The sequence below is a fragment of the Actinomyces sp. HPA0247 genome (genome assembly GCA_000411415.1).
In the GTDB taxonomy this organism is placed as follows: Bacteria; Actinomycetota; Actinomycetes; order Actinomycetales; family Actinomycetaceae; genus Pauljensenia.
Window position 1 is genome coordinate 186,149 of record KE150452.1, and the last position, 21,127, is coordinate 207,275.

Genomic DNA, 21,127 nt, shown 5'->3' on the forward strand with positions numbered 1-21,127 from the left:
GGCGGCGGCATTGTTATTGTACGCCTGCCCACCGAAGAGTCGCGCGTGCCGCGAGTAGGATAGTCACCATGCCCGCCGACGATTCTTCCCCTTCCACTACCCGCGCCACCTGGACTCCAGCTGAAATCGGACTGGCAATCGGCTCGGTTCTCCTCATCACACTCGTTGCTTTCGAGGAACTCGCAGCCACAACGATTATGCCCACGGTCGTCGCCTCTTTCGACGCCGCTGCGTGGTATCCGATCGCCTCGGGAGCCGCCTTGGCGACGCAGCTCAGCGCGACCGTCGTCGCAGGGGCCCTCGCTGACTGGAAGGGACCGCGTCCGGTGTTGCTCGCGGGCCTGGCCCTCTTTGCCGTTGGTCTTGTGGTGTGCGCGTTCAGCTCCCACGTCACGGTTTTCGTCATTGGGCGCGCCCTCCAAGGACTAGGAGGCGGCCTCCTGATCGTTCCGCTCTATGTTCTTGTTGGAGCGGTTGCGTCTGCCCGTCATCGCCCTTCGTTCTTCGCGTCGTTCTCCTTGGCATGGGTCCTGCCTTCTCTGGTTGGCCCCGCGATCGCAGGACACGTCACCGAAGTATGGGGTTGGCGTTACGTGTTCGGTGTCGTTCCACTGTTTGTTGCGATCGCTGCTGTGCCCATCGCCTACGTTCTCCGCTCCCTGCCGACTGCCCAAGGACAGCGCTCCCCTGTCCTTGCGGCGCTCTCGCGTGACGCCGGTTTGGTGGGAGTCGGCGTCATGGCGCTCCAGCTGGCGGGTGCGCTTACCTCGCGATTGGCACAGTTCGCGGTCTTCGCCCTCGGCGCGTGCATCACGGTGTGGGCACTGCCTCGACTCCTCCCGCGCGGCACGTTCCGATCCCGTCGGGGTATGCCGTCGGCAATCCTCGCAAGGCTGTGCGCGATGGCTTCCCAGGTGGGTCTCGCAGTCATGATTCCGCTGATTCTGCAGCGGGTACACGGGTGGTCCGAGGCCTCTTCTGCCTGGTGGGTTACCCTCGGATCGATCACATGGGCCATCGGCGCGGTCGGCCAAGCGCGCGTTCACGATCCGCAGCTGCGACGCCGACTCCCGGTCGTCGGCGGCGCAATGATGGCGGTCGGAGCGATCCCCGTGGGTGCTCTGCTTCTTCCGTCAATTCCGGTGTGGGTGGCCCTCGTCGGCTGGCTTCTCGTCGGCCTGGGCGTCGGTCTCGTTCACGCTCCCCTGTCCGTCATGGCGCTCGAGGTGACGCCCGAGGCCAAGCACGGGCGCGTCTCATCGTGGCTACAGGTCGCGGATTCAGCAGGACCCGCACTCGAACTCGCCCTCGTCTCAGTAGCCATGAGCGCGTGGGCCGCCACCGCCATGGTGGGCGGGGCGGCCTACGCTCCCTACTGGGTAATTGCTGCTGTGCTTGCGATCCTCACCGTGGTCGCCGTGACGCGGGTGCGTCCCGCACCGGGATGCTCCACGGATGAGGCAGCTAGCACTCAGTCGTCGTAACGACGCTTGCCGAAGTGGCGGCGTCCGCCCTCGCGGCCTCCGTCGCGGTCCCAACCGCCATCACGGCCGCCCTCGCGTTCACGGCGGGCACGCTTGATGTCTTTCTCCCAGCGCTCGGTGCGAACGCTGCGACGAGGACGCGACCCGTCGCCCTTTTCGAAGCGGTGCGGACGTTTCTCGTCGCGGTCCCCAAAACGTCCCTCGCGGTCGCCATAGCCACCGCGGCCACGGTTATCGCGATCGTAGTCGCGGCGGTCGCGGCGCTCGAAACCGTCACGATCACCATGGGAGCGCCCGCCGGGGCCCTCGTCCACGCGGATGCGCAGCTGGCGGCCCGACACGTATCCCTTGGAGATACGAGAGAGCTGCTCGCCGGACAGGTCCGCCGTGATGTCGACCAGCGAGAAGGTTGGGTAGATCTCGATATTGCCGATATCGCGGCCATCGATGCCGCCCTCGCCTGCAATCGCTCCGACGATGGAACCGGGCTTCACACGGTCCTTCTTGCCGACCTCGATGCGGTAACGCGTACCGGAGCCGGGTGCCAGGCGGCCGCCTCCGCGACGACGAGCGCCATTGGCACCGCCCTTGATCGGACGGTCCTTATCACGGCCGGCCTCGAAAGTGGCGCCAACGAATTCACCGGATTCATCGAGCTGTTCCTCGCGGCGGATCTTGCCGTTGCCACGGCGATCCTTCGCGACACGCGGAGCCGGGCCCTCGTCTCCGACAGCCGTGGCCATCAGCGCCGCAGCGATATCCTCAACGGAGACCTCATCGCCGAGTTCGGCCAGCAGGCGCTTGTACATGTCGAGGCGGCCGCGCTCAATGCGGGCGGACAGGCCCTCGAGCAGGCGGCTGGCACGGAATTCGGAGACGGCCGCGGGCGAAGGAATCTCGACCTCTTCCATCTCGGTACCCGTCAGCTTCTCGATGCGGCGCAGGCGGCCGTGCTCTCGCGGCGTGAAGAACGTGAGCGCTCGGCCCTCACGACCCGCACGGCCGGTGCGGCCGATGCGATGCACGTAGGCCTCGGGCTCGCGAGGAACATCAAAGTTAACGACAAGTGAGATTCGTTCGACGTCGAGACCTCGGGCAGCCACGTCGGTTGCAACCAGCACGTCAAGGGAACCGTTCTTCAGACGCTCAACCATGCGCTCGCGCTCGGTCTGGGCGACGTCACCGGAAATGCCAGCCGCGCGGAATCCGCGACCCGAGAGCTCCAGTGAGACCTCTTCGACGTCGGCGCGGGTGCGCACGAACACGATGGCGGCGTCGGCCTCTTCCTGGCCTTCCTTAATGTGCTGAGCGCGCGTGGCAAGCACACGAGAAAGCGCCCCAATCTTGTGCTTGTAAGGCACAACGGCATACGTCTGATGGATCGTATCCACCGTGGAGGACTCGGTGGAGACCGCAACCTTCACCGGATCCTTCAGATGCTCACGCGCAACCTTCTCAATCGCGGCGGGCATCGTCGCGCTAAACAACGCGGTCAGGCGATCATCCGGGGCACTCGACGCGATCGTCTCGACGTCCTCGGCAAAGCCCATGCGCAGCATCTCATCGGCCTCGTCGAGGACCAGCATGCGCACGTGCGACAGATCCAGCGCGCCCTTCTCGATAAGGTCGATGACGCGACCCGGCGTGCCAACGACGACCTGAGCGCCGCGCTTGAGCGCACCGATCTGGGGGCCGTAGGGCGAGCCGCCGTACACGGGAACAACGTCGAGGCGGGCAGTACGAGCAGCAAAATCCTCAATCGCCTGGGCGCTCTGCATGGCGAGCTCACGGGTGGGCGCCAGAACGAGAGCCTGCACGTCGCGCTCGTCGGCATCGACAATTGCCAGCAGTGGCAGGCCAAACGCCGCAGTCTTGCCGGTACCCGTCTGGGCAATGCCGACGACGTCACGCAGCTCCAGCAGCGGCGGGATGGCAGCTGCCTGAATCGGGGTGGGGACGCGGAATCCCATGTCGGTGACCGCAGCAAGAATTTCCTCGGGCAGACCGAGGCTCGCGAAGGTCACGGTGTTCTTCTCTTCCTCGTCCGTATGCTCATCAACACGGTCATCGTCGAGAGTACTATCGTCATCGAAATCATCGATGTGATCGGCAATCTCCGTCATTTCGCGCTCGGCGTCAGCGCGGTCCTTGAAATCGTCAGAGGGCATAATTCATCCTTGCGTCGTGCAATCGGTGTCAGCAAAACCATCGGGGCGGGCCATCTCGGCTCCTCAGCGCGGCCTCACCCATAACAACAAATCCCGCATCCCGCGGGCACCATAACAAGGGGCAGCGCCTCATCGCTACGTTTAGCTTACTCGCCAGACAGGCGCGACGGAGCGCGTGGTCGGCCAATTCACTGTTCTACTGCTGTCAGACGACAGCGAGCACCCCGCGACTCACAGGTGCAAACGCGCGATAAAGGAAGCGATCATCACCTGCCGGCTATCTTCGGCGCGCACCGGTGCGACGACCGCACGCTCCACCTCATCACGGCACAGTCCCCTCAGATCGCGAATGACTGCCCGTCGGCGGCGACCCGCAGCCCAGCGAGCCACTCCTCGATTAATACCCGCGAGAATCACGGTCACGAGAAGCGACACGCCGACGAGCGCCGTGGGAGCGGGAACGGGACCGAGCGCCGGAACCTGCCAGTCGATGAGCACGGCGCGCCCCAGGTGAACGAGGCCGATCCAGGCGGCGCCAACGAGACACACGACCCAGGCCAGCATCTGCAACCCACCGAGGAAACGAGCGGCCGCAGGAGCACCCGTTGCCACCTGCATGTTATCCGCGACCTCACGGTGAGCAGCAGCCGGAACATCGCGCGCACCCTCCAGTGCCCGCTCCACCAGCCGAGCGCGCCATGCCGGGGGGCGTCCAGAAGAGCGCTCCCCTACCTCGCGGCGCACAGCATTAACAAACGCGGCCTCATCCGACGGGGAACGTGTGGGCAGTGTTGGCGTCGTCGCCCCCTCTTCACGAGAGTCCTCATCTAGGTGGAGGCGACGCAACGGATCAGCACCCAGACGCGCAATCCAGCGAAGCGGAAGCCAACCACCCACTCGCCGACCCGCACGCATCGTGGAGGCGGCCACTGCCTCGGCGATGATCGGCGCACCCGCCAGGTCCGCAGCAGCGGAACACAGGTCCGACGCCATGCCATCGGTCTCAATGCCGCGGACGGTTCCGTCGATCCCCACAGCGTCTCGAATCAGCACCGCAGCCTCGCGGAGCCCCTGGCGTGCCCGAGCGGCCTGGCGCGACACGCGTTCCGTCTCTTTCGACAGATGCTTCACGAGCGCAGGCATCCCCTCGCCGGTCGTTGACGCAACGGACAGGACCGTCGCGTCTTCCATTCCCCGCTCGGAGAGGAGACGCCGCAGGTCTCGCTCGATCGCCTCACGCTCGGGGGCGCCGACGGTATCAATGTGCGTCAGCACGACAGTCACCGACGCATGGGAGGAGCGCAGCCGGGCGAGCCACTCGTCATGCAGCCTTGCGTCCGCATACTTCTGTGGGTTCACGACAACCACGAGCGCATCAACGCGCAAGGCGAGGCGCTCCGCGATATCCGCATGCCCGGTCTCGATCGAATCAATATCGGGCATATCGATAACAACCGTGTCTCCAGGCAGAGCGCGGGGAGCCTCCACCCGCCGGGCAATTCCCAGCCACCCGAGCAATTCCTGCGGCGCACGACCGACGGGAAGAACAGCGCACGGCTCGTTCGTCGTCGGACGTCGAACGCCAGCGGTCACGACCTCTCCCCCGCTCAGAGCATTCACCAGCGACGACTTACCCGCACCCGTCCCGCCCAGCATACCGATCACGCACCACGTCGGATCGATCTCGCTGCGCTCGGAGGTAATGTCGATCAACTGACGAATCTTGGAGAGTGTGGCCTCATCAATATCCGGAGAAGCCAGCGTACAAATGTGATCAAGCTCTGAGGCCGCCGACGCAACAGTGCCTTTCGAACGCCTCATGCCAGGACCTCCCGAGCATCCCCCAGCGCTTGCTCCAGCGCATCCAACCGCACGCCCTCGTCGGAGCGATCCAGCAATGCGGACACGGGCTCCACCACATCACTCAGGGACGCGGCCGCGAGCCGCTCCAGCGCATCGCGAGCCTGCTCAGCCATAGAGCGGACAGTTCGCTCACCGAAATATGCCTCCAGGACCGTCTGTGACAAAGCCGCCGATGCGCCCGCGATACCAACCTCAACACCAGTAAGACCGCCGGTCATCGTAAAAGCTGCCACCATGAGCGAGACAGTGACAACGTTGATGCCGCCAGCGAGCATGCGCCCGCTGACACGCGAGGACTCCGCCTGCGCGCGAATGAGCTCCGTAACCTCGCTCGTCCACTCTTGAGCGACGCGACGCGCACGCTGAGCCACCGCATCGACGTCGAGAAACTCGTCGAACGATGATGTATCAACGAGCGAACGCGCCCTGCGAACAGACTCCTGCCACGCGCGGTGGTACTGATCAGCGAGCCGCTGAGCAAGGCCTCCCGTCAGGTCACGCTGAACCTGCACGTCCGGGGCAGCCTGGCCGCGAATAGCACCCATGAGGCGTGAGCTCAATCCGGAAAAGACACGCGAGACGGTCTTGGTCATGTCCCATGATCCGAGGACCTCAGCAATGCGAGCACTAACCTCCCCACGCAGTACGTCATCACTCGACGAGGAGGACGCTTCCCGAGCGTAGGAGGAGATGAGCTGGCGCACGTCCTCACTCGCAGCCTCAAACTCACGGTTGCGTTCTCTCGCAGCCTCAAGCGCGTGAGCCGTTTCCTGCAACGATGAAGACACCGCACCCGAGAGCGAACGACGCACGATGGCCGCACGCTCTTGCGCGTCTCGCCCAATCGACTCCAGGTATGCACCGATCGGCGCAATTGCTGCAGCAGGAAGGCGTCCATCCGTCAGCGGCTGCTCCTCGACCGTCACGATCATGACCTCGCCCAGGCCACGCTGGCGCGCCAGGGACGCCAGGTCTTCGCGAACCTCCTCTGCGGCCCCGACGGGCACGCGGTTGAGTACGATCGCGACGCGCAGTCCGCGGCTCCCGGCTTCTTCCAAGTGTTTCCAAGCCACCGCATCCGCGTAACGAGCCGCAGTGGTCACAAACACCCACAGGTCGGCGCCATCGAGCAGTTCTGAGGCCAAGCGCCGATTTCCGTCCTCGACGGAATCGATATCTGGAGCATCGACGATGCCCACGGTCGGCCACAGAGTCTCCTCGACCGCGATTGTGATCGCATCGAGGCTGTCCCCGCCCGAGCCCTCGCTCTTGGCCAGGCGCGGCAGTACACGATCCGACATGAACCAATCGCGCTGCTGCGGGGAGCAGATCAACACGGGGCGACGCGTCGTCGGACGCACCGCTCCTGCTCGACTCACATTGCGGCCCAGCAGCGAATTCACGAGCGTGGATTTACCCGACCCAGTCGACCCACCGACGACGATCAGCAGCGGCGCGTCGGCGTCCTCGAGCCGAGGCAGAACAACGTCCTGCAGACGGCGCAGTGCACGCTGCGCGTCACCACGGCTCCCCTGGGGCATAGCCTCCAAGGACTGTTCGAGGGCACCCGCCCACACGCGGGCTGCCTCCACCGACGTGAGCGGCACTCAGTCCATCACTTTCTCGACCGAGGGAACCGCATCCGCCGCCGGGATCGTCCAGGTCGCGGGATCAGCTTCCACCTGCTCGCCGCTGCGAATGTCCTTCACCGTATCGGACACGCCCTCGTCGCCCGGGAACCAGACGAAGGGGATGCCGCGCTTATCGGCAAACTTAATCTGCTTGCCAAACTTCGCGGCGCTGGGAGCGACATCCGTCGAGATACCGCGCGAACGCAGCACGGCGGCGATCGCCTCCGAACGCTCACGCTGTTCCTCCGCAATGACCGCAACGACGACCGCCGTCGGCACCTTACGGGATGCCTTGACCATCGGCGCAGAAATCATGCGAGACACGAGGCGTGAGACACCAATCGACAGACCGACGCCCGGGTAGGTGCGCTTTCCGTCCTTTGCTAGGGAGTCATAGCGTCCGCCCGAGCAGATCGAGCCAAGGTCCTCATGGCCCTCAATCTCCGACTCATAGACGCTACCCGTGTAGTAGTCGAGGCCACGCGCGATCTTCAGGTCGGCAACAACTGCGCCGGGCATCCGCTTATTCGCAGTGTCGAGCAGCTCGGTGAGCTCACGCAGGCCCTCTTCGAGCAGTTCCCCATTCACGCCGAGGCCAGCCAAGCGATCCCGAATCTCAGCAGAATCGGACGTACGAATCTGCGCCATCTGCAGCAGCACGTTCGCCTGATCGCCGTCAATACCGGATTCAGCGAGCCCGGCAGCCACACCCTCCGGACCGATCTTGTCGATCTTGTCCAGGCCACGCAGGGCAGCCTCAACGTCCGTCACGCCGAGGGACTCGCACACGCCCTGGACGACCTTGCGGTTGTTGACGAGCACGCGCACCGGCGGGATCGGCAGATTGTTGAGGGCCTCGGCCATCACGAGCGGCAGATCGACCTCGAAGTGGAAGGGCAGCTCACCGTTACCTACGACGTCGATATCCGCCTGCGTGAATTCACGGAAGCGACCATCCTGAGGACGCTCGCCGCGCCACACCTTCTGGATCTGGTAGCGCTTGAACGGGAAGTCCAGTTCGTTCGCATTCTCAATCACGTAGCGGGCGAAAGGAACGGTCAGGTCGAAGTGCAGACCCATTCCCTTATCCTTGGGAGCGCGCGCACCCGAATCCGCGGCCTTCAGCGCCTGCAGTCGATCCAGAACATAGATCTCCTTGGAGGTCTCACCTTTGGCTTCCAGCTGCTCCAAGGTCTCAACCGCCCGGGTTTCGATACCCGCAAACCCGTGCAATTCAAACACGCGCCGCAGCTCGTCAAGGACGTGCATCTCGATGATGCGGCCCTCCGGGAGCCATTCGGGGAAACCTGACAGGGACGTGCGAGCCATGAAGCTTTCTTTCTGTGAGGGAGGAGGCGTTAGCCGATACGGCGTGCGCGAATCAGATATTGATTCGAGGTTATCTCATCCGCCAGCGTCGTGGCCGGACCATGTCCGGGCACAAGGACCGTGCGTGGATCAAGAGCGTTGGAAATCGTACGCAGCGAATGACGCATTTGCGTTTCATCACCACCGGGCAGATCGGTACGTCCGACGCTGTCTTTGAAGAGGACGTCCGCGCTCAGCGCCCACGGTATGGCCTCATCGGATGCGTAGAAGGACTGGTTGTTGACCCGGATATCGAGCGGGCTCTCCCCCAGGAAGACGGCCGATCCCTCAGTGTGACCGGGCGCGGGAACCATGCGTAGCCACACGCCGGGGCACACCTCGAACGAATCTGAGGGCACCTCACGCAGGTCGGCGGGCTTAACCCACTCCCCCACGAAGTCGGGCAGGGGCATCGGCAGGAACGAGGCCGGGTCATCCATGCGGTACATGTCGGGGCCCGGCAGGTAGACCGGCACGCTCGAACAATCAGGGCCCCACGAGGACACCGCAGCGGCATCCCAGACGTGGTCGGGATGGCCGTGGGTGAGCAGAACCGCGCCCACGCTCACACCCTCACGCTCAAGGACCTCACGAATCAGGTGCTGGATACCGGCCGACGGATCGACGACAAGGGCTGTGCCCGCCCCGGAAGGGACGAGCACAAGCCCATTCGCCGCGTAGAAGGGCGACGGAATAACGTGAAGACGCATGTCACTCCATGGACGAGGAGATTTGCGCGAGCCACGACCGCTTGGTCTCAAGGGCTTCACGAACGCTCTGCGCGGCCTTCTCATCACCCTTGGACTCGGCATCGGCGAGGGACCGCTCGAGCTGAGCGATCTGTTCCTCAAGCTGACCAACCATGCCGGCGGCACGGGCGCGGGTCTCCGGGTTCGTGCGACGCCATTCCTTTTCTTCCGCTTCGCGCACGGCGGCCTCGACAGCGCGCAGGCGACCCTCGACGCGGTGCAGGTCGGAGGAAGGCACGCGACCCACCTCTTCCCAACGGTCCTGAATCTGGCGCAGCTGTGCCTTGGCTCGTTCAATGTCGGTCACCGGCAGGATCGCCTCTGCGTCCACGAGGATGGCTTCCTTGGCCACGAGGTTCTCGCGGTACTCAGCATCCGTGGCCTCATCCTTGGCGCGACGGGCGTCGAAGAAAACCTGCTGAGCGGCGCGGAAGCGGGCCCACAGCGCATCGTCTTCCTTGCGGGAGGCGCGCGGGGCAGCCTTCCAACGGTTCATCAGCTCGCGGTAGGCGCCGGAGGTACGCGACCAATCCTCGGAGGAAGACAGGGCCTCGGCCTCGGCGATCAGAGCCTCCTTCACACGCTTTGCTTCAGACTGAGCCTGGTCAAGCTGGGAGAAGAACTGACGGCGGTGACGGTCAAACTGGGTACGCGCAGAGGAGAAGCGCTTCCAGAGCTCGTCCTCCACGGCCTTCTCCAGGCGGGGGCCGCGGCGCTGAAGGGTCTTCCACTCTTCAAGGAGGTCACGCAGCGTCTGGCCGGACTGCTTCCAGTGCGTCTTCGCGGGATCCTGCGCAACAATCGCCTCGGCACGCTCAACCACCGCGGTGCGTTCGGCAAGAGCCTGGGCCTTGGCAGCCTTACGTTCCTCGCGGGCCACCTCCTTGCGCTCCTCGGCAGCCTTCTCGACGGCCGCAACGCGCTCGCGCAGCGCCTGGATATCACCGATGACGTTCGGAGAGGCGACCTGCTCGCGCAGCGTCGCGAGGGTCTGGTCGATGTCGCGCGGGCTCAGGCTCGCCAGCCGATCCTCGAAAAGCTTGATCGTCGCTGCAAGGTCGGCGTAACGGCGCTCGTAGAGAGCGTAGGGAGAAGCGGGAATGCCCTCGGGGAAGCCGCCGATGACGCGCTCCTCGTCTCCATCCTTGACATAGACGGTCCCATCCTCGCCAATACGGGCGAAGGGATGATCGGGCACCTCGGACGCTGCGATCGTCGTCGAGGAGGCAACATCCTCAGGCGTCGAGGGAGCAGCTTCGGGAGCAGTTTCGTTATTCGGAATCGGCGTCGTGGTCACGATATTCCTTCTAAGACGAGGGCTTACGCCCGGCGCGGGTGTGTGCCGATGTGACACACGCTTCTAGTGTGTCACATCTAACGAGGAGGGGAAAGTGCATCACCCGAAAAGGGGACGGATGTAACACCCTTTTCCCGCTGACCGGCGCAGGCCACCCCCGCCTCGTCTATGAGTCGGCGCCGATGCGCACCGCCTCGAAGACGCCGTCGACCCGACGCAGGGCGGAGAGGACTGCATTGAGATGACCGAGATCAGCCAGCTCGAAGGAGAAGTTTCCCGAAGCAACCTGATCCCCGTCGGTCTTGAGTGCGGCCGCGAGGATATTGACGCGATAGTCGGACAGGACGCGCGTCAGATCCGACAGCAGGCCGCCGCGATCGAGCGCACGTACCTCGATCTGAACGCGGAAAGGAGCCCCGAGCCCCTTCTCGTTCCACGACACATCAACGAAACGCTCAGGCTGCAGCTGGCCCAAACGCACCGCGTTCGCGCACGTGGAGCGGTGCACCGACACGCCCTGGCCGCGGGTGATGAAGCCGACGATGTCATCCCCGGGAACAGGAGTGCAGCACTTGGCGAGCTTCACCCAGATGTCGTTAGGACTCAGTCCGGCGACCGTAATCGCCGCATCGCCGCTATGCTCCGAGCGAGGCTTCTGCGTGCCCGGCGTCACTCCCTCGGCAAGCGTCTCCTCCGTACCGTCTCCCCCACCCAGGTTGTCGACGAGGCGGGTCACAACGTTTTGCGCGGAAATATGTCCTTCCCCGACAGCCGCGTACAGTCCGGATACGTCCGGATATCCGAACGACGTCGCTACCGACAGAATCGAGTCGTGATTCATCAGGCGCTGAAGAGGCAGGTTCTGCTTGCGCATCGTGCGAGCCAACGCTTCCTTGCCCGCCTCGATGGCTTCCTCGCGGCGCTCCTTCGAGAACCACGCCTTGATCTTGGAACGCGCACGCGGGGATGCAACGAAAGCAAGCCAATCGCGAGACGGACCCGACTTGTCCGACTTCGACGTCACGACCTCGACCGTCTCACCCGACTCCAGGCGCGTATCGAGCGAGACAAGACGTCCGTTCACCTTCGCGCCCACGGTGCGGTGCCCGACCTCCGTGTGCACGGCGTAGGCAAAATCAACGGGAGTCGCGCGCACGGGCAGGACGATGACCTGTCCCTTCGGCGTAAAGACGTACACCTCGTCGCCGGCAATCTCATAGCGCAGCGAATCCAGGAACTCTTCGGGGTCACCCGTCTCGCGTTCCATCTCCACCAGAGCACGCAACCAGTTCGCCTGCTCGTCCGAGCTCATCCGATCGGAATCGCCACCGGTAGCATTCGGGTTCTGCTTGTACTTCCAGTGCGCCGCTACGCCATGCTCGGCGCGCTCGTGCATGTCGAACGTGCGGATCTGGATCTCCACAGGCTTGCCACCCGGACCGATCACCGTCGTATGCAGGGACTGGTACAGATTGAACTTCGGCATCGCGATGTAGTCTTTAAAGCGACCCGGGATCGGATTCCAGCGCCCATGCAACGACCCCAGGACTCCATAGCAGTCCTTGATCGACTCTACGAGGACCCGGACCGCAACCAGGTCAAAGACCTCGTCGAATGCCTTCCCACGCACGATCATCTTCTGGTAGATCGAGTAGTGGCTCTTCGGGCGACCACTCACCGTCCCCTTCGTACCCGAGCGCCGCAGATCCTCCTCGATCTGGTCGATGATGTCGCGCAAGTACTCCTCACGCTGCGGAGCGCGCTCGGTGACAAGGCGGTCGATCTCCTCGTAAATCTCCGGATACAGTGTCTTAAAGGACAGCTCCTCAAGCTCCCACTTCACCATGTTCATGCCGAGCCGGTGAGCGAGCGGCGCGTAAATTTCGAGGGTCTCCTGGGCCTTCTTCGCCGCCGACTTCGCAGGTACGAAGCGCCACGTCCGGGCGTTGTGCAGGCGGTCCGCCAACTTGATGAGGAGGACACGGATGTCGCGACTCATCGCTACAAGCATCTTGCGCAGGGTCTCGGACTGTGCAGCAGCCCCGTAGTGCACCTTGTCGAGCTTGGTGACACCGTCCACGAGGTTGGCAATGGCTTCTCCGTACTCGGCAGCCAGCTGTTCGAGGGTGTAGTCCGTATCCTCGACTGTGTCATGCAGCAGCGCGGCGACGAGCGTCGGCGTCGTCATACCCATCTCTGCGAGGATGGTCGCGACAGCAACCGGATGGGTGATATAAGGCTCGCCAGACTTGCGCATCTGTCCGCGATGATGTTCCTCAGCGGTGCGGTACGCACGCTCAACGACGCTGATATCCGCCTTCGGATGATTTGCGCGCAGCGCACGCACAAGCGGCTCAATCTCAGGGATCGTGGCACGCCCTCGCGAGCCAAACCACACGAGGCCGGAGCGCACCCGGGAACCAGCCGCCGGAAGCGCGGAGCCTGTTGTCATGTCGTCGCTGCTCATGGCCCCATGATAGCGACGAACGAGCGGGTCCGGGGATCAGACGATCCCCGGACCCGCTCATTGTCAAGAAGCGACACTCAGAGGTGAAGCGCGCTCTCCACCGTCACGTCCGACAGCACCGAGCGACCGCCCAGCGCGTCGAGTTCCAGCAGAACGGCGACGGCCTCGACGGACGCACCGCACTGACGCAGCAGCCTGACCGCTGCGTTTGCGGTACCACCAGTGGCGAGCACGTCGTCAATAATGAGGACACGCTGGCCCTCGTGGACGGACTCCGGATGCATTTCCATGCGGGCCGTGCCGTACTCGAGCTCATAATCGACGCCGATTACGTGGCCGGGCAGCTTGCCGGCCTTACGGATCGTCAGCATGCCGAGTCCGAGTTCGGCTGCCACGGGGGCGCCGAGGATGAAACCGCGCGATTCCAGGCCCGCGACGGCGTCGATACGGCCCTCGTAGCGCGCACCGATCAGCTCGACCAGTTCCTTGAATGCCGGACCGTTCGCGAACAGCTCGGTAATGTCACGGAACAGGACACCGGGCTCTGGGAAGTCCGGAATCTCCAGAAGGTTACTACGCACCAGGGCGGCGACGCGGTCGCCAAGCTCACCGATCATCGATGATTCTTCTTCCTGTGGGGCTGGTTCTCATTACCCAGACGCTGTCCGGGCTTGATCGGAGCCACCTTGACGGACTTCGGAGTGGAAGCCTCGCCGGCGGCGGTGCGGTAGTCGCGCTCATGTGCGACCGCCGCGTTGTGCTCGCGGGTCTTGTTCGAGAGCTCCTGGAAAGTCACCAGGAGCGGCGACGCGATGAAGATCGACGAGTAGGTACCGGCGATCATGCCGACGAACAGAGCCAACGAGATATCCACCAGGGTACCGGGGCCCAGGGCCACGGAACCGATAATAAGGATCGCGCCGACGGGGAGAAGCGCCACAACCGAGGTGTTGATCGAGCGAACCATCGTCTGGTTGACCGCAAGGTTCACGTACTCGGCGAAGGTGTAGTGCTTCTGGTGGTAAACGTCCGAGGTCAGCTCGCGCACCTTGTCGAAGACGACGACGGTGTCATAGAGCGAGTAGCCCAGAATCGTCAGGAAGCCGATGACAGTCGCGGGCGAAACCTCAACCTGGAGGATCGCGAAGACACCCACGGTGACAGCGATATCGTGCAGCAGCGCCAGGAGCGCAGAGGCAGCCATGCGCCACGAACGGAAGTAGACGGTCATCAGCAGGGCAACGAGGGCCATGAAGATCGCGAGCGACTGCGCGGCCTTGGTGGTGACCGACGAGCCCCAGGAGGGACCGATCGAGGAGGACTGTACCTCGGAGGCATCGACGCCGTAGGCGCCGGCCAGGGCCTCACGCATCTGCGCGGTCTGCGCGGAGTCGAGAGACGTGGTCTGGATGCGCACGGAGTCAGAACCCACGCGCGTCACCTTCGGGCTGCCCTCAACGAGGCCGCTCGAGCTGACCGCACGCAGTGCGAAGGACTCGCTCTGGTCGCTCACGTGAGCGACATCGAACTGGGAGCCACCGGTGAACTCGATCGAACGGTTGAGGCCAAGGATCGCGACGAGCGCGAAACCCACGACGATCACGCCCGCGGCCAGACCAACGAAGATCTTGCGCTTGGGAATGACAGCGTAGGACTTGTCGCCCGAGTACAGGGCGTTGCCCCACTGAGCAAAACTCATCATGTCAGTTCTCCTCTTCCTCGGTCGCGACCGTCGTGTCATCTGTCGATTCACTCGACGAGGCCACCTCTGCCTCTTCCTGTGCCTTCGCGGCAGCAAGGCGCGCCGCACGGCGGCGCTCGGCGATGGACAGCCCGTCCCCGGCCTCGTCATCCTTGTTCTTGGAGGCGGAATCGCCACGAGCGACGACGCGCCCACGGCCCGCGTACACGAGGGAGCTCTTCGCACCCAGGTGTTCGGGGTCCAGGCCAGAGAACTTGTGACCTTCGCCGAAGAAGCGAGTGCGGATCAGCAGCTCCATCATCGGGTGAGTGAACAGGAAGATCACCGCAATATCGATGATCGTCGTGACACCGAGCGTGAAGGCGAAGCCCTGAACGCCACCCACAGCAAGCAGGTAGAGGACCACGGCAGCGACCAGGTTGACAGCGTCGGAGACGAGGATGGTGCGCTTGGCGCGATCCCAACCCTCTTCGACAGCAGCCTGCAGCGGTCGGCCATCACGCACTTCATCGCGAACACGTTCGAAGTACACAATAAAGGAGTCAGTCGTCACGCCGATTGCCATAATCAGACCAGCGACACCCGCCAGCGACAGGCGATAGCCCATCGCCCACGACAGCAGCGTAATCACCAGGTAGGTGATAACCGAGGCCACCACCAGGGAGCCCGCCGAGATGATTGCCAGGCCGCGGTACTGCCAAATCAGGTAGAGGATGACGAGAAGGAAGCCGATGAGGGCTGCCCACAGGCCAACCGTCAGGTGATCGGTACCGATTGTCGCCGAGATCTGCTGTTCGGACTCGACCTCGAAGTTCAGCGGCAGCGAACCGAAACTCAGCTGATTCGCGAGGGTGGACGCCGACTGAGCGGTGAAGTTACCGGTGATCTCAGCCTGTCCGTTGGGGATGATCGCGTTCATCGAGGGGGCCGTGATGACCGTACCGTCGAGGACGACCGCGAAGGAGTTACGGTCGGGACGGCCCTGGTAGAACGAGGAACCCGAGGGGTCAGACTCGTGGAATCCGTAGAGGATGGTGGAGGTGTCCTTGAACTTCTCCGTGCCCGCGTCGTTGAACTGCAAGGAGACCGCCCACTGGCCGGTGGTCTGTCCGTTGCTGTTGCGCGCGAGGCCGGCCGTCGCAGTCTTCAGATCCGAACCCGGCACCGCCACGGGGCCCAGGATGTACTTGATCTGGCCGGACTCGTCGCAGGCGGCATAGGGCTTGTCGGATGCTCCCTCGACGTGCTTCACGTCGGCCGCAGCCGAGCAGTCAAGCGTCAGGAAGTCGTACATGACCTGTTCGGTGATCCACGCCAGATCGGACGCGTTCTCCGGGGTCGTCGCAGGAGTATCGGACAGGACACCGTCATGGTTGGTGTCAGCAATGCCCATCGCGGTCGACGCATCCAGGGCGGTGGACTGCACGCCAGACTGGGCTGCTTCGGTCGCCGGGGCACCAGACTGGGCACCCGACTGCTCACCGGACTGAGCACCCGACTGTTCGCCGGACTGCGGCGTGCCCGTCTGCGATGGCTGCTGGTTCTGGATGACGCCCTGGGCTGCGCCGATGCGCAGGACAGGACGGAAGTTCATCTGCGAGGACGAACGAATCAGGTCCAGCTGCTCCTGAGAGGGCGTGCCGGGGATCGACACCATGATGTTCGAGTTACCCATCGAGGTAATCTCGGACTCGGACACGCCGGAGGCGTCGATACGGTTACGAATAATCGAGATCGCCTGGGTGATGTCCTCTTCGGTAATCTCGCGCTGTCCGTCGCCCGTCACGGTCGGGGTCAGGATGAGCTGAGTACCGCCCTTCAGATCGAGGGCGAGATCGGGATACGGAGACACGCCCTCAGTGAAGTGCCCGATCGCAAGTGCCGCACACGCCGCCACGATGGAGACGGTGAGGGTCACGAGCGCGCGCACGGGGCGTCGCTTATGTGATGCCACGGTTCTACTTTCCGTTCAGCCTTGACTTACTTCTGCTGCTCGTCGGGCTCGTTGTTGAAGAAATCATCGTTGGTCGGCTCGTCGAGGCCAAGGACCGTCTCGTCCTCGTCCGTCGTCTCGTCCGTGCCAGCGGTCTCGAGCGTGTCCTTCTGCTCTGTGTCGGCGAGGGGTGGCTGACCGCCGATTTCGGCGATCATTTCACGCTCCCAGTACATCTCGTGCCCGTCGGTGGTCTCCAGGACGATGATGTCGCCGTCAAGGTCAACAAAACGACCCCAGAAGCCGACGCGGGTACGAACCCATTCTCCGGGCTTCACGGCGGCAAGCTGGTCGCGCTTTTCCTGCTCCATCTTCGCCATCTGCTTCTTGCGGGAGGAAGATGTCCACCACATAAAAGCGACCATGACGACGATCAGGATCACGAGGGTGTAGTTGTTCATAAAGGCTGATTCACTTTCGATGACGGTCAGGCGCTTGAAGCGCACCTTGCCAGTCTAATGCCCGAGGAGGGTTTTAGCCTAAGTGATCAAGGAGTGGCGCGGCGCGCGTATCACCCGAGCCTCTTTGACACCGCCAGGTGCGGCTGTGGCCAGCCACGATGAGTACGAGGCCCACTCCCCTAGTCGAAGAGCGCCCCGTCCGGCGCGGGCGGGTTGAGCCCGAGGTGCGCCCACGCCTTGGGGGTTGCCATGCGTCCTCGGTTGGTACGGACGAGGAACCCTTCGCGTACGAGGTAGGGTTCTGCGACCGTTTCGACCGTTTCTGCTTCCTCGCCGATCGTGACGGACAGGGTCGTGAGGCCAACTGGGCCTCCCGCAAAACGGCGGCAGATCGCGTCGAGGACGGCTCGGTCGAGGCGATCAAGGCCTGACGGATCGACCTCGAAAAGCTCAAGAGCGCCACGCGCGGCCTCGAGGGTCAGCTGCCCGTCACCGTGCACCTGGGCGTAGTCAACGACGCGACGCAGGAGACGGTTCGCGATACGGGGGGTGCCGCGCGAACGCGACGCGATCTCGTGCGCGGCTTGCGCATCGATGGGCGATCCGAGCAGCGAAGCGGAACGGGTCACGACGGACTGAAGCTCGTCGGTCTCGTAGAACTCAAGGTGGGCCGTAAAGCCAAAGCGGTCACGCAGCGGGGCGGGCAACAGGCCAGAGCGCGTTGTCGCACCGACGACCGTGAAGGGCGGGAGCGTCAGCGGAATCGACGTCGCTCCGGGCCCCTTGCCCACGACGACATCGACGCGGAAGTCTTCCATTGCGAGGTAGAGCATTTCCTCGGCTGTGCGCGCGAGACGGTGGATCTCATCGATGAACAGGATGTCGCCTTCTTGGAGGCCAGACAGGATCGCCGCCAAGTCGCCCGCATGCTGGATCGCCGGTCCGGAGGTCAGGCGCAGGGAGGTTCCCATTTCGGCGGCGATGATCATGGCGAGCGTCGTTTTGCCCAGCCCCGGAGGGCCCGCAAGCAGGACATGGTCGGGGCTGGCTGAACGCATACGCGCGGCATCGAGAACGAGCTGGAGCTGTCCTCGCACGACCCGCTGCCCCACGAACTCTGAGAGCTTCTTGGGGCGCAGCGCGGCCTCGGCCGCACGTTCCAGCTCCCCCGCGTCGGGAGCGACGATGCGCATCGCATCGACGTCGAAACCCGAATCCATCTGATCAGCCACGTCCGCCTCCCAAGCTCACGAGAGCGGCGCGCAGCATGTCCGAAGCACCGAGGCCACTGCCCGCCAGCTTCTCGATCGCCTTGGCGGCCTGAGCCTCGGACCATCCGAGACCAACCAGGGCGGCGCTCACTTCGGAGGCCACCGCATCCTCAGTGGGCGCGGGAGCAGCGGCGGTTTCTCCGCCCGGCAGGGCCGCAGGGGTTCCAAGCTTATCGCCGATCTCGAGCGCCATGCGCTGGGCCGATTTCTTGCCCACACCGGGAATACGCTGGAGAGCCGCCAGATCCTGGTCACGCACGGCGCGGCGCAGGTCATCGGGACGCAAGACCGCCAGGGCTGCCAGCGCGATCTTCGGGCCGATACCCGAGACCGACAGGAGCTTCGTGAACACGTCGCGCTCATCCGCGGACTCGAAGCCGTACAGGGTCATTGAGTCCTCGCGCACGATCATGGACGTAAACACCGTCATCTCCGCGTCGCGGGAAGCACCCTGCGCGAAAGCCGGCGTCACATGCACGCGGAAACCAATGCCACCGACGAGGATATCGATGTGGTCGAGGCCGACGCTCGCGACAGTGCCGCGCAGAATGGAGATCACTGCGTTCCTTTCGTTCATGGATCGCCCACACACGGGCGAACATATGTACGATTCTAGCCGCGCCTACGCCTCGGATCGACGGCACCCGTTCGGCGTTGCGCGGCCTGGGCCTCGGCCCACGCCCGTTGAGCGGGCGTCATCGATCCACGAGCAGTCAGGCGACCCGAGATCGAAACGGCCACCGACGAGTCCTCGGGAGCACCGAGGAGCCCTGTCCCCCGCCACGCGTGCGTAATCGCAATGGCCAGCGCATCGGCGGCGTCGGCAGGTTTGGGAGCTTTCGCGAGCCCGAGGATGCGCGCGACCATCGCCTGCACCTGCGCTTTATCAGCGTTGCCATTTCCCGAAACAGCAGACTTCACCTCGGAGGGCGTATGCACTGCCATCGGCAGTCCGGCGCGACCGACGCAGGTCATCGCTGCCCCCATGACCTGCATCGTGGTCGTGACCGACTGCAAGTTATCCTGTGCAAAGACGCGCTCAATAGCAACGACCTCCGGCTCGTAGCGTTCGATGACGCTATCGATCGCGTCCGCGATGGTACGGAGGCGAAAGTGCGTCGCCAAGTCCTTATCGGTGCGGGCAACCCCGACGTACACGAGCGAGGCGCGCCGCGACGCATCGACGTCGACGACGCCGAGGCCGCACCGCGTCAGGCCCGGGTCGATGCCCATGACGCGCATCAGGCGCGCTTCACCATATCGACGAACATCGCGTGAATACGGTCGTCCCCACCCACCTCGGGATGGAAAGACGTCGCCATCACGTTGCCGCGTCGCACCGCGACGATTGGACCGTCAGCGCTGTTACCGGCACGCGCGATCACCTCGACGCCCTCACCCACAGACTCAACCCACGGAGCGCGGATAAAGACGGCGTGGAAAGGACCGCCCTCAAGGCCGACGACATCCAGGTCTTCCTCGTAGGAGTCGACCTGGCGACCGAAGGCATTGCGGCGCACAACCATGTCGAGCGCACCGAAAGAACGCTGGTCCGCTCGACCGTCCAGGATCGACGAGGCGAGCATGATCATGCCCGCACACGTCCCGTACACGGGCATGCCGGAGCCGATGCGTTCATTCAACGTGTCAAACAGCCCAAAAGACAGGAGGAGATTCGACATGGTCGTCGACTCACCGCCCGGGATGACCAGGCCGTCAACCTGCTCCAGTTCGCAAACCCTTCGCACAAGCAGCGCGCGGGCGCCGGAGTTTTCCAGCGCCCGCACATGCTCTGCGACGTCGCCCTGAAGGGCGAGAACGCCGATGGTCACCATCCGCGCTCCGCGAGACGGTGATCGACGGGAAGGTCGTCGACGTTAATGCCGACCATGGCCTCGCCCAGACCGCGGGAGACCTCGGCGATGACGGACGGATCGTCGTAGAAGGTCGTGGCCTTGACGATGGCGGCCGCGCGCTTGGCGGGGTCACCAGACTTGAAGATGCCCGAGCCGACGAACACGCCCTCGGCGCCGAGCTGCATCATCATGGCAGCATCGGCGGGGGTGGCGATGCCACCGGCCGTGAACAGCACGACGGGGAGGCGCCCCTCGCGGGCGACCTCGGCGACGAGCTCGTAGGGGGCCTGCAGTTCCTTGGCCGCGACGTACAGCTCGTCCTCGGGCAGGGAGGTCAGGTGGCGGATCTCGTCGCGAATCTTACGCATGTGCGTGGTCGCGTTGGAGACGTCGCCGGTGCCGGCCTCGCCCTTGGAGCGGATCATAGCCGCGCCCTCGTTGATGCGGCGCAGCGCCTCACCGAGGTTGGTCGCACCGCACACGAAGGGGACGGTGAAGTTCCACTTGTCGATGTGGTGGCTGTAGTCGGCGGGGGTGAGGACCTCGGACTCGTCGATGTAGTCGACGCCGAGGGACTGCAGGACCTGCGCCTCGACGAAGTGACCGATGCGGGCCTTGGCCATCACCGGGATCGACACGGCGTCGATGATGCCTTCGATCAGATCCGGGTCAGACATGCGGGCCACGCCACCCTGCGCGCGGATGTCGGCGGGGACGCGCTCGAGAGCCATAACGGCCACGGCGCCCGCGTCCTCGGCGATCTTCGCCTGCTCGGGGGTGACGACGTCCATGATGACGCCACCCTTGAGCATCTGGGCCATACCGCGCTTGACCTGCGGGGTGCCGACCTCGCGCTTAGCGGTCGAATCGCTCATGT

At 64.2% G+C, this 21,127-nt stretch carries 17 protein-coding genes; 1 reads left to right on the forward strand and 16 read right to left on the reverse strand.

Going from position 1 to position 21,127, the window contains the following annotated elements; all coding sequences use genetic code 11:
• Positions 1 to 68 precede the first annotated feature (68 nt).
• The gene (locus tag HMPREF1478_RS08925; RefSeq protein ID WP_016461745.1) at positions 69 to 1,484 is read left to right on the forward strand and encodes an MFS transporter; all 1,416 of its coding nucleotides are present in this window, start codon (positions 69 to 71) and stop codon (positions 1,482 to 1,484) included.
• Here the strand turns inward: HMPREF1478_RS08925 and HMPREF1478_RS08930 are convergent.
• The 16 genes from HMPREF1478_RS08930 to pdxS form a co-directional block, all read right to left on the reverse strand.
• Positions 1,472 to 3,652: a DEAD/DEAH box helicase gene (locus HMPREF1478_RS08930; RefSeq protein ID WP_016461746.1), complete on the reverse strand. Its 2,181-nt coding sequence runs from the start codon at positions 3,650 to 3,652 to the stop codon at positions 1,472 to 1,474. The genes HMPREF1478_RS08925 and HMPREF1478_RS08930 overlap by 13 nt on opposite strands.
• Positions 3,653 to 3,883: 231 nt before the next feature.
• Entirely contained in the window at positions 3,884 to 5,473 is a 1,590-nt protein-coding gene (locus HMPREF1478_RS08935; protein WP_016461747.1) for a GTPase, read from the reverse strand.
• On the reverse strand, positions 5,470 to 7,122 hold the full coding sequence (locus HMPREF1478_RS08940) for a dynamin family protein (RefSeq protein ID WP_034475608.1): 1,653 nt from the start codon (positions 7,120 to 7,122) through the stop codon (positions 5,470 to 5,472). Before HMPREF1478_RS08940 ends, HMPREF1478_RS08935 begins: the two co-directional genes overlap by 4 nt.
• Positions 7,123 to 8,475 carry a histidine--tRNA ligase gene (hisS, locus tag HMPREF1478_RS08945; RefSeq protein ID WP_016461749.1) on the reverse strand — a complete coding sequence of 451 codons (1,353 nt, stop codon included), beginning with the start codon at positions 8,473 to 8,475 and terminating at the stop codon, positions 7,123 to 7,125.
• 29 nt (positions 8,476 to 8,504) lie between these two features.
• Positions 8,505 to 9,224, reverse strand: coding sequence for an MBL fold metallo-hydrolase (locus HMPREF1478_RS08950; protein WP_016461750.1), 720 nt, complete (start codon positions 9,222 to 9,224; stop codon positions 8,505 to 8,507).
• Between the two features lies 1 nt (position 9,225).
• Entirely contained in the window at positions 9,226 to 10,560 is a 1,335-nt protein-coding gene (locus tag HMPREF1478_RS08955) for a DUF349 domain-containing protein (protein ID WP_016461751.1), read from the reverse strand.
• A gap of 166 nt (positions 10,561 to 10,726) precedes the next feature.
• Positions 10,727 to 13,027, reverse strand: coding sequence for a RelA/SpoT family protein (locus tag HMPREF1478_RS08960; protein ID WP_232207464.1), 2,301 nt, complete (start codon positions 13,025 to 13,027; stop codon positions 10,727 to 10,729).
• A gap of 77 nt (positions 13,028 to 13,104) precedes the next feature.
• Complete coding sequence (locus HMPREF1478_RS08965) at positions 13,105 to 13,644, reverse strand: adenine phosphoribosyltransferase (protein ID WP_016461753.1); 540 nt, start codon at positions 13,642 to 13,644, stop codon at positions 13,105 to 13,107.
• Entirely contained in the window at positions 13,641 to 14,729 is a 1,089-nt protein-coding gene (gene secF / locus HMPREF1478_RS08970) for a protein translocase subunit SecF (RefSeq protein ID WP_016461754.1), read from the reverse strand. The genes HMPREF1478_RS08965 and secF overlap by 4 nt, the downstream gene beginning before the upstream one ends.
• A 1-nt stretch (position 14,730) precedes the next feature.
• Positions 14,731 to 16,683 carry a protein translocase subunit SecD gene (gene secD, locus HMPREF1478_RS08975; protein ID WP_016461755.1) on the reverse strand — a complete coding sequence of 651 codons (1,953 nt, stop codon included), beginning with the start codon at positions 16,681 to 16,683 and terminating at the stop codon, positions 14,731 to 14,733.
• 26 nt (positions 16,684 to 16,709) lie between these two features.
• Positions 16,710 to 17,123, reverse strand: a complete 414-nt coding sequence (locus HMPREF1478_RS08980) for a preprotein translocase subunit YajC (RefSeq protein WP_034475673.1) — start codon at positions 17,121 to 17,123, stop codon at positions 16,710 to 16,712.
• 179 nt (positions 17,124 to 17,302) lie between these two features.
• Positions 17,303 to 18,343 carry a Holliday junction branch migration DNA helicase RuvB gene (ruvB, locus tag HMPREF1478_RS08985; RefSeq protein WP_193393968.1) on the reverse strand — a complete coding sequence of 347 codons (1,041 nt, stop codon included), beginning with the start codon at positions 18,341 to 18,343 and terminating at the stop codon, positions 17,303 to 17,305.
• 4 nt (positions 18,344 to 18,347) lie between these two features.
• Positions 18,348 to 18,953, reverse strand: a complete 606-nt coding sequence (gene ruvA, locus HMPREF1478_RS08990) for a Holliday junction branch migration protein RuvA (protein WP_016461758.1) — start codon at positions 18,951 to 18,953, stop codon at positions 18,348 to 18,350.
• A 53-nt stretch (positions 18,954 to 19,006) separates the two neighbouring features.
• Positions 19,007 to 19,636 (reverse strand): crossover junction endodeoxyribonuclease RuvC, encoded by a 630-nt coding sequence (gene ruvC / locus HMPREF1478_RS08995; RefSeq protein ID WP_016461759.1) that lies wholly within the window; start codon positions 19,634 to 19,636, stop codon positions 19,007 to 19,009.
• A complete protein-coding gene (gene pdxT, locus HMPREF1478_RS09000; protein WP_016461760.1) occupies positions 19,636 to 20,229 on the reverse strand; it encodes a pyridoxal 5'-phosphate synthase glutaminase subunit PdxT in 594 nt (197 codons plus the stop codon). Before pdxT ends, ruvC begins: the two co-directional genes overlap by 1 nt.
• The gene (gene pdxS, locus HMPREF1478_RS09005; RefSeq protein ID WP_016461761.1) at positions 20,223 to 21,125 is read right to left on the reverse strand and encodes a pyridoxal 5'-phosphate synthase lyase subunit PdxS; all 903 of its coding nucleotides are present in this window, start codon (positions 21,123 to 21,125) and stop codon (positions 20,223 to 20,225) included. The genes pdxT and pdxS overlap by 7 nt, the downstream gene beginning before the upstream one ends.
• Positions 21,126 to 21,127: the final 2 nt, after the last annotated feature.